This window comes from Rhodococcus sp. 05-2256-B1 (assembly GCF_002258465.1).
In the GTDB taxonomy this organism is placed as follows: Bacteria; Actinomycetota; Actinomycetes; order Mycobacteriales; family Mycobacteriaceae; genus Rhodococcoides; species Rhodococcoides fascians.
In genome coordinates this window covers 137,825-152,587 of record NZ_NOZA01000013.1, presented here as the reverse complement: position 1 = coordinate 152,587, position 14,763 = coordinate 137,825, and the positions used below count along the sequence as shown (strand labels likewise).

The following is a 14,763-nucleotide window of genomic DNA, read 5'->3' as shown; positions in this document are numbered from 1 at the left end:
CTCGCAGCCGAGATCCACGGAGACCCCGCGGTCAAACACCGGCAGAGTCATCGCACAGGGGCCGAGTCAATGACGTCGCGTGGCTCCCACCGGCCACGTATCGGCGGTGGCGCGATATAGGTGTCCGAGGTTTCGACATGGCAGGGTTGCCGGATCCGGCGTTCCGCGGACGGTTTGCCTCACGGAACGGGGCTTATTGCGACCTGATGATTCGCACCGGTTTACGGTTGTCCGAGCAGACAAGCTTGAGTGTGTTCGAATTCCCTCACCCAGTAGCGGGCACGTTGAACGTTCGATCGTGGCTTCCGCGGAGTATCGCCAAGGGTGGATCGGCCCGCCACATCTACTTCCCGATGTCGACGTTGACCGAGGTATGGAACTACATCGCGATAGAGCGGGCGGAAGCCATCGAGATGGCCCAGGCGAACGGCGCGTACGAGCAGATTCGGAGTCCGCTGATCGTTGCCAATCGGCTTCGGCCGTTCGTTCGAATCGGCGGCGAACGGGTCGACGCTGCCAAGCTCACCCACGACGAGCGGCGCCGTACTTTCATCGAGTGCCGCGAGGGCTTGGAGCCAATTGCCCTGTGGATCAACGAGGACGGTCTTCCGAGCAAGCCGTCCGCGTGGCAGGAAGTGTTCAAGACAGCAAACCGCCGCTGTGTGCGCCGCGAGGTCCCGATCCGGTGTCATCCGCACATGCTTCGGCATTCGTTTGCCGTGATCACTCTCGAACAACTGTGGCGCGGGCATATCAAGGAGCTGACACCGATGTCGGGACCTCAGCGCGAGACGTACCAACGTGTGTTCGGCGACCCGCTGAACTGGATCCGCATTCGATTGGGGCATCGCTCGATCGAGACGACACAGATCTACCTGCACACCCTCTCGGAATTGGAGATGGAGACGCGCGTGGCGTTGGTCCCCGACGGGTGGGAGCCCACCGTTGTCGAGAAGCGAGTCGACCCCGACTTATCCTGCGCGGACAATTGCGTTGTCTGAGCCGATCAACGGCCAAGTGCGCCGTGCGGGACTGCATCACGTGGCACCGCATCCAGATGGCTACTACCAGCCCGATGTCACCGAGCAATCAGCAGGCGACCCGCCGGTTGTGCGGTTCTACGGCGAGGACAACAGGACAGCGCACTATTCGTTCGCGCGGTTGCCCTGCCCTGAGCTTCACGCCGATCTGGCTGTCGCATGGGCGGCTCGAATCGGGCCGGTGGGTCAGGTGCGCACCCGTTCGGGTGCCGACAACGGGTGGATCACTCTGCAGCGTTTCCTGAGGTTCCTCGGCGATCTCCCACAGCCGCCTGTCTGTTTGGACCGAGTGACGGTGGCGAATCTCGAGCACTATCGCGCACTGCAGCTCAAAAGAACCACTGCGACGCGCGTGACCCAACAGATGGCTGCAGTGAAACTGATACTTCGCCACCTGCCGGTCACCCGATTGCACTGGGAGGTCGCAGAATACGTAGCGCGACCGGGTGACTTCCATGAACCTCACCGACCCGGGGCCGGCGCGGCTCCCGGATACTCGGACCGCGAGTTCATGGCGATCATGGCAGCGGCACGTTCGGACGTCGCTGCCCTTCGCGGGCGGCTGCGGTCGTCGCGGCGATTGCTGTCCGTGTTCGAGCTGCAGCCGCACACGCTTTCAGCGGCAGAACGCGAGCGAGCCGCGCATCTGGCGGAGATGGCGAGCACCGGTGCCGTCACACCACCGCAACGCCCGAGCACTGTCTCCGGATCTGTCACCGACCTGGCCGGATGGCTGACGAAGGCCGGTCAACTATTTCTCACGACCCGCGACGTGCTGCCCCTGCTCGTGCTGGGCGTCGGACTCAGTGGCCGTAACAGCGAAACAATCAAGGAGCTTTCGCCCGAGCACCGCGTTCTGGAGGATCGCGCGGTAGCGGTCAACGTGATCAAGCGCCGGCGAGGAAAGGCTCGTACCTGCGAAACAGTGCACTGGGAGGGCGGCCCGAACGACTCCGGACTGCACACCCCCGGCGGCTTCTTCCTACTGCTCCACGAGTTGACCAGCAGTAGCAGAGCATTCAGCGGTAGCCGACGGGTGTGGTCCATTTGGACACGTGACAACATGCGAGGAACAGCGGACTTCATCCGGACGCGCTCGGCAGCCAACGGTCACATCGACCCTTTCGATCTGCAGGTTGGCCGATGGCTCGAGCATCGCAAGTGGGTTGCGCAGCATGGTCTGACAGCCGACGGCAATGGTCCGGGGGCGGAACCGTTGGTGTTGTCGATGAACCGTCTGAAAACCACGGTGGAAGTGCGTCGAACACGCGCTGTCGGAGGGCATCTCAGGTCTGCGTCGAGAACGAACACGCCGGATGTGTCATTTCTGCACTACCTGCGTAGCGATCCTAGGGTGCGTGACTGGGCCGATGAGGTACTCACCGAAGCACTCCACGAGGCAGAACACAATGCTCATGCCTTCCGTGGGAGAATTCTCGGACCCACTGGGGCGGCTGCATTCGTGTCGGATCCAACTGGCACCGCCGCCGGACTGGGTGTTTCGGTCGATCAGATCCGGCGCGCAGTCGACGGCGAACTGGACACCTTGGTGAGTTCGTGTCTGGACTTCGAGCACAGCCCATTCAGCGGCGGCGGAGTGTGTGGGGTGTCCTTCCTGACCTGCCTGCGCTGCCCGAACGCGTTGGTCACCGAACGCCACCTCCCCCACCTTTTCTCGTTGCTCGACTGGCTTCAACGTGATCTCGACCAACGCGACATCGACGATTGGTGTGGTCGGCACGGCGTCACTTGGCTGATCATCACCCGCCTGATACTTCCCAAATTTACTGATGCGCAACAGGAACAGGCCCGCGCCGCGAAACCTGACGACCTACCCGCCGACCTGCTCGACGGATTGAAGGAACTCGCATGAGCTTGCCAGCACCCCACCCCGGGCCAGCACGGATATCTGCCGAAACGCTGGTGCTCGGGGACCGAACTTTGCGACCGGGCGCGGTACTCGAAGACACGGCACGCTTTTCGGACATGGTGTGGAGGCTGGGACCCGCACAGCGACAACAACACCAGAAGCAGATATCCATCGACTTCACCAATGTTCCTAAGAGTTTTCGCGAGGTCGCGAAACAGGTTACTTACGCATTGCTCCGGGCGGATCGTCCTCGCGGGTGCGAACGCATCAAGGCGATCGACACGGTCGCAAACCTGTCCGGGCAAGTGGGTGCGGTCCTGCGCTGGGTCGACAACCGTGGCCTACGCTCGATCTCCGCGATCACGCGCGACGACCTACGGGCCTTCAAGCAGCATGTGCACGAGCTCCGCCTCACCGACGGAAGCAGAGCGCACCTTCCGCGGGCCTTTCAGCTGCTGTGGCTCTGCCGTGCACACCTCGATGATCCTTTGACCTTCGATCCGGCCGCCGCCCTCGATACACCCCGGTCCGGACACTCCCAGCACGGACACGAGAACGAGACCGCCCGCATACCCGAGCAGGTGCACGCACCGCTACTGGTCTGGGCCATGCGATGGGTCGACGATTTCGCACCCGATGTGCTCCGCGCCGGGGCAGAGTGGCACACGCTGCAAAGACCCCCGGCCGCGCCGGGACAAGATCGCCGAGGGCCGCAGACAGACACACGGGCCAACGTCGCGGCGATCTCCCGGGTAATAGCTCGCTATCGCGGTGAACGACGCGCGCTTCCGGCCTACCAAGGAACGGTGAATTTGAGTCACCTGCGCCGCGAAGCCAATCTCGGCCGCTCGGTCGTCGGCCCGACCCGGCCCGCCGGCGCGGTCATCATCGCTGCCGTCGCCGAGCTCGGGATCGACGACGACACCTACCTGCGGGCACCGATCGACGGACTGTTGGACGGACAACTCTGGCGGGGACGGATCCGATATGCGGAACTCGAAGAACTCACCAGGATGCTGTACATCGCCTGCTACATCGTGATCATCTACCTCTCCGGCATGCGGGACAGCGAGGTCAAACACCTACAGCGAGGATGCGTATCGGTATGGCGGGACGACACCGGAAAGGTCGCAAGGCACCGGATAACCGGAGTGGCGTTCAAAGGTGAACGACAGGCCACCGGGGTCGCCGCCACCTGGGTCGTTACCGCGCCTGCACAACGGGCAGTTGCAGTCCTGGAACGGTTGCAACCCACGACGGAGAAATACCTGTTTGCGCTGCCCCCGACCTCGAGAAGAAGCGGCAGCCCGCGGCCCAACCATGTGAAATCTACCGCTGCCACGAACCGCGACCTGGCCGACTTCGTAAGTTGGATCGACAAATTCAGCAGCAAACTCGGTCACCGCGATCGGATTCCCGAGGTCAATGGCGCGGCATGGAAGCTGAGCAGCCGACAGTTCCGGCGAACCCTGGCCTGGTACATCGCGAGACGCCCCGGCGGGAGCATCGCCGGGGCACTGCAATATCGCCACGTGCGCGTCCAGATGTTCGAGGGCTACGCCGGCACCTCCCAGTCGGGGTTCCGCGACGAAGCCGAAGACGACATCGCCCGCGGCGACAAGCTCGCCGACCTGATCACCAACCCGGATCTGCACCGTCTGACCGGACCCGCCGCCGCCGAGGCAGAACGACGGCTCGCTGAATTCGAGCGTCACGTTCGATTCGACGGCACGGTCATCAACGACCCCAAACGAATGCAACGCCACATGGCACGTCACGACCCCCACATCTACCCAGGCGAATTCGTGACCTGCGTCCACAACCCCGACCGCGCGCTCTGCCGACGAAGCGACGGACGAGACGGACCGTCACTGCCGGACTGCCAACCACTGCGCTGCCGCAACGCAGCACTGACCACCGGCAACCGCGAGCAGATGAAGGAAGCGCTGCAGTCCTACGACCGCGAACTCTCCGACACCGTCCGTCTGGGCCCCTATGTTCGTCACCGCCTCCAACTCAAACGATCCGAAATCGCAGAATTCCTCACCGACGAGCACAACGTTTCACTCACAGCACCGTGAAGAAACCACTCCCCGATGACGCCGCAGTCCAGGCCGCGATGGATGGCGTGCTTACCGAATGCGAAACATCGGGGCGTCGAGCAACCGTCACCTCGGTAGAGGACCGTCTCGGCATTACCCACGCGACGTTCTACCGGAACTATCCCGCCCTCATCACCTGGTTCCAGCAACAAAACAAGAGTCGGGCAGCGACACAGGTCAGCCGAAAAGACAGTGCAGCAGACGATCTCGCTCGACTGCGGCGCGATAACTCCGACCTGAAAAAGCTAGTGGCGATCTACGCGAACGCAATCCGTCAACTCACCCTCGACAACGCAGCGATGACAGCGGAGCTCGATAAGACGTCCGGCGTCACCACACTCAGACCTCGATGAAGCTGGCACCTTCTCCAGCCCAACTCCGATCCGCGTCGGCCGTAGCCGTGACCTCGCTGGTCAGGTTGACATATCGCGTGCCCAAACGCTTCCCGGGCGGATACGCAAGCCAGTGGCCAACGCGAATGGAGCGAAGCCTTGAGCCCAATGCGACAATCTCACCCCACCTCGAAGCTCCGGCGACTCCGGTGTTGCAGCTCTCGTGCCCGGACCGGCTCACACCCGCCCCGAGTTACCGCCACCGCTCTGAGCTGTAGGTCTAGATCGCAGGGTCAGGCGGTTTTGCGAATCACTGTTGTGGCGTACTCGACCGATCCTGGCCGTCTGCCAGGACGTTCGGGAACAGAGCAGTGAGAAGAGTTGAATACGCGGTATTCCAAGTCCATTGCGCCGCAACCCAACTGCGTCCGCGTTCACCCATCGCGCGGGCGCGGACCGGGTTGTCGAGGAGTTCGACGATGGCTTGGGTCAATTGCTCGACGTCTTTGACTACATAGCCAGTTCGGCCTGCCTGCACGGTTTCGGGGGCACCTCCGGAATCACCCGCGATGATCGGCAGTCCCATGGCGGAGGCCTCCAGGTATGCGATACCGAGTCCCTCCTCTTCGAGTCCCAGGCGACGCGTTCGGCACGGCATCGCGAAGATCGTGGCGCCGGCGAGGACTTGCGCAACGAGCTCGTGCGGAAGTCCCCCAACGAAGGTCACCGCGTTCTCCACGCCCTTTGTCCGGGCCAGACGCTGCAGACGTCGACGGTCAGGGCCGTCGCCGACGAGAAGCAACGTGGTGTCGGGATGTCGTTCCAGAACCGCAGGAAGCGCACGAATCAACGAGTCCTGGCCTTTCCGCGGGACGAGACGCGCGGTGCACACGATCACGCCGCTGTTGCCGTCCGGGGATGGATCGGGGCCCGCCACGGAGCCGCGCACGGGGTTGAATTGTTCGACGTCGACGCCCGGGCTCAAACGCACCAACGCTGTATCGGGCGTAACCGCTGGCAGGATTGCGCGGTAGGTATGGCCGGAGATGTACGTCAGCACGTCGACCCAACGGCCAATTGTGTGCAATCCCCACCGCGTCAAAGGAACCTTGGCCCACCATGTTTCATGCCCGTGAGTGGTGGCGACGACCCGCTTCACCCCGCAGGCCCGAAGCGCGGGAGCGATCAGGCCCAGGGGAGCTGCGGCAGCGATCCACGCGGTATCGCAGCCGTGTTCGAGCGCGATTCGACCTGCCCTGCGCATCACCCGTCCCGTCGGAAGCAGGGTTCGGCTGCGGTCCCGTATGACCAAGAATGGAAGCGAAGCGTCGTATGCGGCTGCTCCGCGTTCCGCCGAGGTGTAGACCACGATCGACTCGGACGGAAAGCGGTGAGCCATTTCCGATGCGAACGTTTCGATGCCGCCCTGCCTCGGCGGGAAGTCGTTGGTCACGATCAAGGTCCGGCTCATGCCGCGACCCGCTCGCTTTCACGATTGGGACTCGAGACGGCGGTGTCCGTTCCGGGAACCCTCGCAATCCACGCCATTCCCCAGAACATCAAAGGGTAGGCGAAGTACCCGAACCTGGCCGAAGGGGCAAGAAGGAACAGCACGGTGAGCCCGAGTGCAGCGATCGAGCAGGCCGCCGCGAACGTGCGCGGTGGTTTCACGCACAGTCTGATTCCGATGACGATGGCACCGACGAAAAGTGCGAGCAAAGAAACGATGTGGCCGTACTCGCCCGCTTCCGCCAACGCGCCGCCGATCACCGACGAGCCTGCCGGAGTCGGAACGTCTGCGCGACCGAGTGGGAACAACACCGTGTGCTCCACCAGTGCGCCGCCATCGAGGATCACTGGAGGAACGACTACCGCTCCCGCCAGAGCAACGGACACCGCACTGACCCGCACTGCTGACCATGTACCGGCGCGTTGACGATGTAGTACCAACGCGACGATGGCTACCGGCCATGCGGTCCACTTCAGTGCGCATGCGAACGCCAACACAGCAGCCGCGGCCCATCGGCGGTCTGCCGCCATCAGCGCCAAACCGAGCAGACAAGCACCGATGACCGGCAGATCCACCCCACCTGTGCACAGCGGAATCGCGATGAGAGGGGACGCTGTGAGAAGCCCGAGCTTCCCGAACGACTCCTGATCGATTCGTCCCCGGTCGGATCTCGTCAGCCGAACAACGATGAGCACACAGGCGGCGAAGAACACTCCGAACCAGACTCTGGGGTCCCCGAGCGGACCCTCCAGGACGACGCCAGGCAGCCCGAACAACGCCATCGCCGGAAGGTACGGGTTGTACTGAGTCAGCTCGTGAGGGTCATTGACATATGGACTGCCGGTGTCGAGCAAGTGGCGGGCCGAGTCGATGACTACTGCAACCTCGAGCTGCGCGAGTGCGCCCCCGATCAGCACGATCATCGGAACCAACACAGCGCCCAACACAGCGACACCAGCCGCTCGAGGTCGATTACGTGATCGCAACAGGACCGCACCCGCAGCGAGATAGCCAGTGACAGCGCACACTCCCCACACCCGATGCGTGGTCAATTCGGTGGTCATCACGTACACGGCCGTGTACGCGGCGAGTGCCACGTAGATCCCGACGAGTAGGCGGTCCCGACCGACAATGCTACGAGAATCCCTCTGTAAGAGCATGTTTCGACGCTACAAAGACAGTGGGACTATGTCGTCACGCATCGGAGCCAAACTCGGCATCCCCCGGAGGAGCTAGTCGAGTCGGTGGGAGAGTTCATTTTCGTAGTAGAAAACGACAGCCTGCGTCCGGTCACGAAGGTCGAGCTTGGTGAGAATCCGCCCGACGTGGGTCTTCACTGTCTCCTCCGCCAGCACGAGATCGGACGCGATCTCTCGATTCGACAGACCCGTGGCCAGAGCGTCCAACACGTCGAGCTCTCGGGGAGTCAACGCCGACACTGCGGCGGTGTTCGGGCGACCGCGCCGACGCCGGGCGAACTCCGAGATGAGCCGGGTTGTGACAGTCGGTGCCAGCATCGATTCCCCGGACGCGACTGTGCGGACGCCCCGGACGAAATCCGCTGCGGTGGATTGCTTGAGCAGAAACCCGCTTGCACCGACACTGAGCGCTTCGTACACGTAATCGTCGAGGTCGAACGTCGTGAGCATCAGCACGCGGATCGAGTTCGTCCTCTCGCCCAGTGATGCGAGGATCTGCTCGGTCGCCCGGATTCCATCGAGCACTGGCATTCGGATGTCCATCACGACAACGTCGGGCCGCAGGCTGACAGCAAGATCGACGGCCTCCGCACCGTTCGCGGCCTCACCGACCACGACGATGTCAGGTTCGGCCCTGAGTACGGCTGCGATTCCGTCGCGCACCAATTCCTGGTCGTCCGCCAGCAGAACCCTGATGGTCATCGGCGGCGCTCCACTGCGCTCGGATCATCGCCAATGTTACTGCGTGGTGGGATGTTTCGTCCGCGAACTGGGAAGATTACAGACACCTCGAATCGTCCGTTCTTCGTCATCCCGGCAGTCATGCTTCCGCCGAATGCGGCTGCCCGCTCGGAGATACCGACAAGTCCGTGTCCTCGGCCTCTCGAATCGGCGGACACCTGTTCGGTTTCGTTGCCGACAGTCACCCGAAGCTCGTCGTTCGTGCGGGTCACGCGTATCTCAACCTTCGTGCCGGGTGCGTGACGTGCTGCATTGGCGAGCGATTCCTGGAGGATGCGGTAGACGGTAGTGGACAGCGCTTCCGGCAGCGTGTCGAGCTCCCCGTCCGTATACAACGTGACGTGGGCTCCGGCCGCGCTCCATTGGCTCACAAGGGCGCCGATGTCGGACAGGTTCGGTGCCGGTGAGTGTTCAGTTGCCTCGTCCGGGTCACGAAGGACCTCGATAACCTGGCGCATCTCGGTCAGTGCGGTTGCCGATGCGCGATGTATGTCGTCGAACGTCGCAATCGCCTCGGGTGGGAGGTCGGGGCTCTTGAACCGTGCGGCCTGTGCCTGCACCGCGATCATCGACATGTGGTGCGCCACTACATCGTGCAGTTCCCGTGCGATCCGCGCCCGCTCTTCGATCACCGCCTGACGCCGCTCCTGTCCCATGCGGAGCTGCTGTTCGTCCGCCAGGGCGGTTTCCGCCGACGACAGTCGCATCATGACCACTCCCGCGACGGTGATCGCAGCCAACGTCGCGGCAATGATCAGCAAAGCGAACGGTGGCATCTTCACCGTCAAGACAGTCGGGACCACGACCGCCAGGAAGGACACGAGGGCGACCGCGGCTCCCACGTTCGGCGGATGCACTCGGGCCACTCGATACAGGGCGAGCCCCGCCGCAATGCAACTTGCCGCCGGCCATGGGAAAACCTCTTCCTGAACCAGCCCTGACAGCGTTCCGGCGAACATCCCGAGTGCGATCAACTGCCAGGTCAGCAGAGGTGCCACCCGGATCAGAAGGAGGGGAAGTGTCTGAACAGCGCCGAGGACGTAACTGGCGGCGACCGAGTTGACCATACTCGTCAGTTGACCTATCGCAGTACCGAACAGCACGGCGACAAGCACCGCTCCAGCTGCAAGCGCCATGAATCTCGGCCGACTACCAGGCTCGTCGGTCCGCCCTCTCATTGTGGGCAACGTCGGGCGCAGGGCCGTTTTGATTCCGGCTGTCAGTTCGGCAATCACCGACACGACCCTACTTTGAGAAGATCCGCTTCAAATCGAAGATTGCGCGGCCGCCCACGATGCAGTCGTGGGCGCGCGGCGAAGCTGATCGCAGACAGCTTCTAGATCGACTGTGGACGGTGACACAGGTTGAACGACCTACGGCGAGCCGGACATAGCCCTTGTCGTTGCCCTCAGCCACGTTCGGGTGACATACTCGAATGGTCAGGAGCGACGCCGTGGTGGTGCTACGGGGTTTCCGGCGAATCTTCCACTATTTCGGCTGTCCCTGCTTGGCAACCAGTCTGGCAGTGCCACGTGCACTCCTGGTCGCCCGGCTCGGCCCGGCTCTCAAACGAGAAGGCGGCACCATCATGACCAGCTACAGCGTAATGAAGGCATCACACGACCGGGCAGCGGTAATCGCGACGTGGCCGGGCTTCGACTCAGAAGAACATTCCATCAAGATCACCACCGTCGCCAGCGCCTCGTACGCTCACAGCCTTGCTTTTTACCTCACTCAACTATCGGAATCCGCATGGGACGCAGCTATGTGGCTCGACACCTACCCAGAGATAGCCACGGCCATATCGAAATTGATCGTGCAGCTCCGAACATCCAATAGAATTGGGCCACAAACAGTTTCGACCGACGGCCTGCGCCATGGAGAAACGTGGACGTCCTCGGCACTGGCAGAGCAGCTCGTCGACGACTACTTCATCTCCCTACTCGACGACCTGACCACCACACAACGACTCTCTGTTGCCGATGAACTCGAAACCGACGCTGACGAACGACGCGACCTACTCGACCACACTCGCGACGAATACGAAACCGACAGCAGAGTCAATCAAGCCGGCCTGGTCACCCGCGTTCAAGAATTCGGCTCCATAGGACCTCTACCCGAAGGCGCATCCGGCTACCTACGCACCTGCTACAGCGAAGGACTCGATTTCGGAGACCGATTGAGGGCCGCGAAACAAATCCGACGGATGGAACAACTCGTCGCTGCATGCAACCATCACGGCGGACGCGCACGGGCACATACCGATCCCTGCGAGGCACACTGCGTTGTCGCTGTGCACCCCGGGAAAATCAGCGACGGCGACACACCGTGCTACATCACTCCCGTTCGCTTCGGACCGCACACACATTCCCCGGGCAGACCCAACCCGTACGGCAAGCTGCGCATACGTCGCGGCCACGAGTGGATCGCCGAGGTCGACCCAGATGACACTGCAGGTTTTGTCACCGCCCTTGGTGACTGGGCTGGAACCTTCGCGTCGTAGTGCCTGAGGCCCAAAATCGGCTCTGCGGCCAACTGCCCGAGGGCGGTAAGGGAAGGAGACCTCGTCGACGCCCGCAATCACCTCGCACACGGCGATGAACCCCGCATTTGCAAACGGTCAGAGAACGAATGGTTCGCACTCTACGAATCCACCCTCACGTTGTTGGCATTGGTGGCGATGACGAAGCCGGCGTATTCGAGGCGGTGCAACTTCGTGCACTTCGACGCGGTGCTCTACGACGAGCAGGTGTCGATCGCAGAGAACGCGCGTTGAACCGTCCGTTGGGCAAGGCCCGGCCAGGCTGCCGATCGTGCTGGGGCGGGCTCTAGGGGTGCTGTGTAGCTGTCTGGTGCGCGAGTGCCACGGTGCTTACGGCCTAGCTTCCAGGGCGGCTGGGGTCGTTGTGCGGCCTTGCCCCTGCTGCGCCAGTCTGCCTGTTCGTGGTCAGTTCGGAAGTTCGCAGTCGATGGTTGCACTGCACACCAACCCGGCCAGGCGCGAGGGTGCCTGCAGGCGGCACAGGTGGGCTCACCTCCTTAGGGTGATTGGGTGAAAGCAATGCGTGGAGATCGCCCCTGGAGCCGCATCGCAGGCCTGGTGTGCGGTGCACTCGCCGTCATTTTCGGCACCTTTTCCCTCCACCGGACGGGGTGGACCGTAGATCGGGTCTTCCAGGAGTTCTGGGTAGCCACAGCTCTCATAGGCCTTGTATTGGGCTGTGCCGCGATCGGGTGCCCCATCAGCGATTTCTGGCGTGCCCGTCCACGCAAAAGAGACTGGGCGTGGTCCATGGCCGTAGCGCTCGGCCTGGTCGCCGTCCTTGCTCTGACGAGTACCCACACCAACGTGGATCTGGGCTCGCTGCCGGCATGGGTCTCGGCAGGTGGTGCTCTGTTCACCGCCGCAGGCGTCGTACTCGCCCTCCGGTCGTACCAATCGACGCGGCATTCGGACCTGGAGGACCAGGCGAACCAGGTCCGACTACTGCACATGCTCCCGTGGCCCGACGGCCTCGACGCGAACCGAAAGCAACAGTGGCGCACAGAATTCACCAATCGCAGCAAGGACCCGCTGTACGAGATCGAAATTCACGGCTTCCGCGCCCAGGTCGAAGACGACGCTGACGCGGTGAATATGCGGGCGTTCGCAGAGACAGCCCTGTCGGAGGACACACCGATCAGATCGGGTGGTTGGCGGAGGCAGGCCGTGCTCGAGGCGGGTGAAACGTTCAATATCCGGTGGGAATCAGACGATCCCGCCGAGCAGAACCCGGCTCCCGCATTCGTTAGCATCTGGTACTCGGTAATGGACGCCAACGGCCGCTACTGGAACGTCGTCGACAACAACGAACCCGAGAAAGTGCCCCGCCCGTCCCGTCGCCTCGGATGACACGAGCAAAGGCTCACACCCCCAGCCGCGGAAGCACACTCGACGGTGTCAGCCCTCTGCTTCTCCCCCTGGGCGGCTCAGACACCATCCGAGGTAACCGGAAGAACGTCGAACTCAGCGTCGCGGATCACCGATAGATCGAACGCGTCCGAGCCGTCGACCGGTGCAACGAGAATCGTCTGACCCTCATCTGGGGCTGTGATGATCCGCCCCCACTTCTCAGGCTCGTAGCGGACGAGCCCGAAGCGATAATTCCCGAGGTGACGGCCTCGGGCGGTGACGACACGAGCCGGGTCGATAAGCATGTTCGTAGCCATAATCGCACCGTACCCGAACACGGAAAGCCATAGTGCACAACACCATCAAGCATCAAAGACCTGCCGAACAATGGCAAGTTGCTGGTCGCGTTGTGTTCGCGATGACCCGAGGCTTCTACCGTCGAAATCCCCGCCGAGGGTCACGTGGCTCGTGTCCGTCCATGGCCGTGAACCACGTATCGCATGGAAAGACACGTAGACCGTGTGCCGCTGTCGCCGGGTGATAGAACACCTCGACATCGCGGTCGCCCATCAGAACGTCTGTGACGGCGTCCCAGTCGACGTCCCGCGGATGGGACGCCAGTACGGCAACATCGTCGCCGTACACCTCATCGGCCAGCGCTGCGGCGGCTTGGGCGATGACGATCATGAGCGCGAGCTGTTCGGCGATCGTGTGAGGCCGGGGTAGCCGACCGGCGTCGAGGTCCTGAGCCAAGTCGTCGAAAGATCGGGCCATCTGACGTCGCCACAGAGCGGACTCGGCGAATGTGCATTCGGGAAGTCGGTTCAACAAATACCACCACCGCACCGTGTCGACCGGATCATCACCGCGCTCCTCGACGTCGTCGTACGCCATGTCGGCGCACACCCACGCGTGGATCCGTAACAACTTCCGCTGCCGATCAGTCAGTGAGAACCGCGGCACAAACTCGATGACATCGCCCATGGTCGTCCATGCTGCCCGCCCCAGAACTGATCTGCGCACGGATCGACCACATCCGCACGTCGACCCGTGCATGCAGGAATACGCGCACGTCTGCATGCAGATCGGATACCACGTACCAGCCAGGGTCACTCGGCAGTGAGCTACCAGGACAGCCGGAAGCTCCTCAGATCATTCGATTCGATGGTGTCACCGTCCCACGCGAATCGATCGTCGGGCAGTTCAGCGTGTTCGGTCAGTTTCTCGAGGTGGAGCGCCTTGCTGTGATCGCGGCTGCTTAGGCTCGCGATGAGGCCGGTTCCATCGTCGATGACGATTGTCGTGGTGAGTCCAGTGGGCGATGTCAGCTCGGTCGACCATGCCGGACGGTCAGCGTGGTCGATCGCCGTCGGGCCCTGGGTGACGTGCTGAGGTGGTGTGCGCCGAGTCAGGAGTGAACGCGGGCCGAAGAGATCTCGCGGGGTGAACAGTGCGCCGAGGCGGATCAGGCTGGTGGTGCGTTGGTGGACCATCTGTCCATCGATGCGGGCGACGGGGACCGTATCAGTGGAGCTCGACGATGAGTAGACGATCTCGCCATTGCGTTCGACCCACCAGCGGTCACCCCGGCCGTAGCGGAACTCGAAACGGTCGTCGACGAAGCCTGTGTCGGTCACACCGACAACGTGCAGCGAGCCTGACATGTTGAGGTCGGTCGCCGCGGCATTGCGCGCTGTGAGTTGTTGCCACGTCGGGACATTCACCGTCTCGAATTTACACTTGACCTCGTTCGCTTCGACCTCCCCGAGCAGGGGCGCATCTTCCAGCCGGCGGCACGCTTCTCCCGGGCAGGCGATCGAGTCCGCACACAACCGCCGGAGTCGTTGATCGCAGGCAGCCTCTAAATCAACCTTGGACAATAGACACAAGATGAACGACCGTCATAAGAGCTGAAGGTACCCCTTGCCGTTCCCGATCGGAATTTTGAAACTTAGGCAGCAAATCCACTGTCCCCTTCCAGTTTTCGCCCATGCGTGAAAAAGCCCAGGGGCCTTGACGTCCATCGCGAGACCTTCCGACCGGACTTTGAGCGGCACCCCGTCACGGAAGGATCCTC

At 62.7% G+C, this 14,763-nt stretch carries 13 protein-coding genes; 6 read left to right on the top strand and 7 right to left on the bottom strand.

Annotated features, from left to right (window positions below; all coding sequences use genetic code 11):
- Positions 1-284 precede the first annotated feature (284 nt).
- From CH285_RS28260 to CH285_RS05630, 4 genes are read left to right on the top strand one after another with little or no spacing between them, the layout of a single operon-like run.
- On the top strand, positions 285-1,001 hold the full coding sequence (locus CH285_RS28260) for a hypothetical protein (RefSeq protein ID WP_230591637.1): 717 nt from the start codon (positions 285-287) through the stop codon (positions 999-1,001).
- Positions 994-2,913, top strand: coding sequence for a hypothetical protein (locus CH285_RS05640; protein ID WP_015586194.1), 1,920 nt, complete (start codon positions 994-996; stop codon positions 2,911-2,913). Before CH285_RS28260 ends, CH285_RS05640 begins: the two co-directional genes overlap by 8 nt.
- Positions 2,910-4,991 carry a hypothetical protein gene (locus CH285_RS05635; RefSeq protein ID WP_015586193.1) on the top strand — a complete coding sequence of 694 codons (2,082 nt, stop codon included), beginning with the start codon at positions 2,910-2,912 and terminating at the stop codon, positions 4,989-4,991. The genes CH285_RS05640 and CH285_RS05635 overlap by 4 nt, the downstream gene beginning before the upstream one ends.
- On the top strand, positions 4,988-5,365 hold the full coding sequence (locus CH285_RS05630) for a hypothetical protein (RefSeq protein ID WP_015586192.1): 378 nt from the start codon (positions 4,988-4,990) through the stop codon (positions 5,363-5,365). Before CH285_RS05635 ends, CH285_RS05630 begins: the two co-directional genes overlap by 4 nt.
- A gap of 289 nt (positions 5,366-5,654) precedes the next feature.
- Here CH285_RS05630 and CH285_RS05625 read toward each other — a convergent pair whose 3' ends face one another.
- The 4 genes from CH285_RS05625 to CH285_RS05610 all read right to left on the bottom strand — a co-directional run bounded on the left by CH285_RS05625 (position 5,655) and on the right by CH285_RS05610 (position 9,930).
- Entirely contained in the window at positions 5,655-6,815 is a 1,161-nt protein-coding gene (locus CH285_RS05625) for a glycosyltransferase family 4 protein (RefSeq protein ID WP_015586190.1), read from the bottom strand.
- Positions 6,812-8,014, bottom strand: coding sequence for a glycosyltransferase 87 family protein (locus CH285_RS05620; protein WP_015586189.1), 1,203 nt, complete (start codon positions 8,012-8,014; stop codon positions 6,812-6,814). Before CH285_RS05620 ends, CH285_RS05625 begins: the two co-directional genes overlap by 4 nt.
- Positions 8,015-8,086: 72 nt before the next feature.
- Entirely contained in the window at positions 8,087-8,755 is a 669-nt protein-coding gene (locus tag CH285_RS05615) for a response regulator (protein ID WP_015586188.1), read from the bottom strand.
- Positions 8,752-9,930: a sensor histidine kinase gene (locus CH285_RS05610; protein ID WP_139278552.1), complete on the bottom strand. Its 1,179-nt coding sequence runs from the start codon at positions 9,928-9,930 to the stop codon at positions 8,752-8,754. The genes CH285_RS05615 and CH285_RS05610 overlap by 4 nt, the downstream gene beginning before the upstream one ends.
- Before the next feature lie 389 nt (positions 9,931-10,319).
- Here CH285_RS05610 and CH285_RS05605 point away from each other — a divergent pair, with 389 nt between their 5' ends.
- Both CH285_RS05605 and CH285_RS05600 read left to right on the top strand, forming a co-directional pair.
- Entirely contained in the window at positions 10,320-11,297 is a 978-nt protein-coding gene (locus tag CH285_RS05605) for a hypothetical protein (protein ID WP_032407140.1), read from the top strand.
- A 549-nt stretch (positions 11,298-11,846) separates the two neighbouring features.
- Positions 11,847-12,686, top strand: coding sequence for a hypothetical protein (locus CH285_RS05600; RefSeq protein ID WP_141215047.1), 840 nt, complete (start codon positions 11,847-11,849; stop codon positions 12,684-12,686).
- 77 nt (positions 12,687-12,763) lie between these two features.
- Here the strand turns inward: CH285_RS05600 and CH285_RS05595 are convergent, their stop codons facing one another.
- From CH285_RS05595 to CH285_RS05585, 3 genes are all read right to left on the bottom strand, one after another.
- Positions 12,764-13,024 (bottom strand): hypothetical protein, encoded by a 261-nt coding sequence (locus CH285_RS05595; RefSeq protein ID WP_032375870.1) that lies wholly within the window; start codon positions 13,022-13,024, stop codon positions 12,764-12,766.
- 94 nt (positions 13,025-13,118) lie between these two features.
- Positions 13,119-13,709: a hypothetical protein gene (locus tag CH285_RS05590; RefSeq protein ID WP_141215467.1), complete on the bottom strand. Its 591-nt coding sequence runs from the start codon at positions 13,707-13,709 to the stop codon at positions 13,119-13,121.
- A gap of 101 nt (positions 13,710-13,810) precedes the next feature.
- On the bottom strand, positions 13,811-14,410 hold the full coding sequence (locus CH285_RS05585; RefSeq protein WP_141215048.1) for a hypothetical protein: 600 nt from the start codon (positions 14,408-14,410) through the stop codon (positions 13,811-13,813).
- Positions 14,411-14,763 lie beyond the last annotated feature (353 nt).

Excerpts from the sequence above, each read along its gene's own strand:
- CH285_RS05610 (WP_139278552.1), bottom strand. The coding sequence starts at position 9,930 with ATGGCGCTTGCAGCTGGAGCGGTGCTTGTCGCCGTGCTGTTCGGTACT.
- CH285_RS05615 (WP_015586188.1), bottom strand. The coding sequence starts at position 8,755 with ATGACCATCAGGGTTCTGCTGGCGGACGACCAGGAATTGGTGCGCGAC.
- CH285_RS05635 (WP_015586193.1), top strand. The coding sequence starts at position 2,910 with ATGAGCTTGCCAGCACCCCACCCCGGGCCAGCACGGATATCTGCCGAA.
- CH285_RS05620 (WP_015586189.1), bottom strand. The coding sequence starts at position 8,014 with ATGCTCTTACAGAGGGATTCTCGTAGCATTGTCGGTCGGGACCGCCTA.
- CH285_RS05625 (WP_015586190.1), bottom strand. The coding sequence starts at position 6,815 with ATGAGCCGGACCTTGATCGTGACCAACGACTTCCCGCCGAGGCAGGGC.